The sequence below is a fragment of the Pseudoalteromonas sp. TB51 genome (assembly GCF_000498055.1).
GTDB classification, from domain to species: Bacteria; Pseudomonadota; Gammaproteobacteria; order Enterobacterales; family Alteromonadaceae; genus Pseudoalteromonas; species Pseudoalteromonas atlantica.
Genome location: NZ_AUTO01000092.1, coordinates 1 through 2144, shown reverse-complemented (window position 1 = coordinate 2144; position 2144 = coordinate 1). Strand labels below are relative to the sequence as shown.

The window sequence follows — 2144 nt, the reverse complement described above, 5'->3', positions numbered from 1 at the left end:
CGCGCCAAGCATTAGCATTAATACCTTGGTTGATACCAACGACACCACACCAACCATTAATGGGACAAGCGATGCAGCCGATGGCACCACCATTAGCTTAACGTTTGAAGACAGTGCGGGGAATATTACGACTGTTGATACCACCGTAACCGGTGGCGTGTGGAGCGTTGATGCGCCGAGTGAATTAGCTGAAGGTGAATACACAGTGACCGCCGAGGTAGACGATGGTCTGGGTAATATCGGCAGCGCGAGCGAAACCGGTGAGATTGATTTAACCCCACCGAGTCTTGTTATTACAGATAACGGCGTTAGCAACGACACAACACCGACGATCTCCGGCACAAGTGATGCGCCACAAGGCAGTGAAGTGACAATTGTTGTGACAGACAATGCCGGTGCACAGCAAACCATTACCGCCACAGTAGGCGCAACTGGTACATGGTCAGTGCCGGTTACAACAGCCCTGGCTGAGGGCAGTTATACCCTAAGTGCAAGCGTAAGCGATGCAGCGGGTAACACAGCGACCNCCGCCACAGGCGCAGGGGAGGTTGATACCATTGCGCCAACGCTTGATTTAACCAGCCCAGGTTCAAGTAACGATGTTACACCGACCCTAAGCGGCACCAGTGATGCGGTTGAAGGCACCGTGATCACCTTTACGGTTATCGATGATTTAGGGGTCGATCAAACCTTTACCACCACCGTGGATGCGAGCGGCAACTTCTCAGTCGAAGTACCGACGGCACTTGCAGAAGGGCCTTACAGCATTGAGGCCAGCATTAGCGATGATGCAGGTAACAGCACTGATATCAGCAGCAGCGGTAACATCGATACCACCGCGCCAAGTGTGAGTGTGGATGCACCAGCGCTCACCAACGACAGCTCGCCAACGGTTACGGGCACCAGTGATGCACCAAACAGCACCGTCACGATAACCTTTACCGATGCAGCCAATGCCGTACAAACTATTGATGTACAAACCGATGCCAATGGTAATTGGAGTGCCACCCCAGCGACTGATTTAGCCGAAGGGAGTTACAGCGTCAGCGCGAGCATCACGGATGCAGCGGGCAACACGGGCACAGGGACAGACAGCGGTGAAGTGGATGTAACTCCACCGGCTCTTGCCTTTACGCCAACCTTCGAGCTTGGTTTATTGGTTACCCTCAGTGGTACGTCTGACCTGCCAGCAGGCAGTGAAATCACCATCACCGAGCAACTTATTGGCGGGNGGGGAGTCGGTGTAACTTACACCACCACAACCGATGCCAACGGTAATTGGTCTTTGGTGGGGCTTGATGTATCACTACTGGATGTAGGCTCTGTGATTGCCACAGCCACAGATGCAGCAGGGAACACACGCACAATCAGCTCAGATGACTTTGATAACACACCACCTACACTCACAGTTGAGGTGGATGCACAAAGCAATAGCAACACGCCTATAATCAGCGGTACAAGTGACGCAGGCGAAGGCGCACAAGTAACGATTGTGGTGACCGACAGTGACGGTAACCCACAAACCATTACCGCCCTTGTTGATGCCAACGGCGAGTGGAGCGCCACACCAGCGACACCACTCAGTGAAGGTGAAAGCACGATTGAAGTGAGCGTACGCGACAGCGTAGGCAACGAAACCACCGTGAGTGAAACCGCCACCATCGATACGCAAGCACCCACATTAACTATGCAAACTGTGGGTGATGTAAATGACTTAACCCCGACATTACAAGGCACCAGTAACGAAATTGGCGGCNGTGACCGACAGTGACGGCGCTGTGCAAACCATTACCACCACCGTTGGCACGGATGGGCATTGGGATATTGAAGTGCCCAGTGCGCTGGCACAAGGTGACTTTACTGTAACGGCCAGTATTACTGATGCCGCAGGCAATGAAAGTACCGCCAACAGCAGTGGCAATGTAGATACCATTACCCCAGTTGTAACTGTGGATGCACTGGGACTTGGTAACGACAGTACTCCACTTATTAGTGGTACTTCAACTGAGCCAGAAGGCACAGTTGTAAACATTGTAATCACCGACAGTAATGGCGATGAAACACCGCTCACCGCTACCGTGGATGTCAACGGCAATTGGCAAGCAATCAGCCCAGAATTACCTGATGGCAGCTACAGTGTACAA

Annotated in this window: 2 protein-coding genes; both read left to right on the top strand. The window is 52.7% G+C overall.

What is annotated here, in order from left to right; genetic code table 11:
• A partial coding sequence (locus L650_RS0104445; protein ID WP_174380474.1) for an Ig-like domain-containing protein occupies window positions 1-1771 on the top strand: 1771 nt, incomplete at its 5' end.
• On the top strand, window positions 1758-2144 hold a 387-nt coding region (locus L650_RS23575; protein ID WP_223230530.1), incomplete at its 3' end, for an Ig-like domain-containing protein. The genes L650_RS0104445 and L650_RS23575, both read left to right, overlap by 14 nt.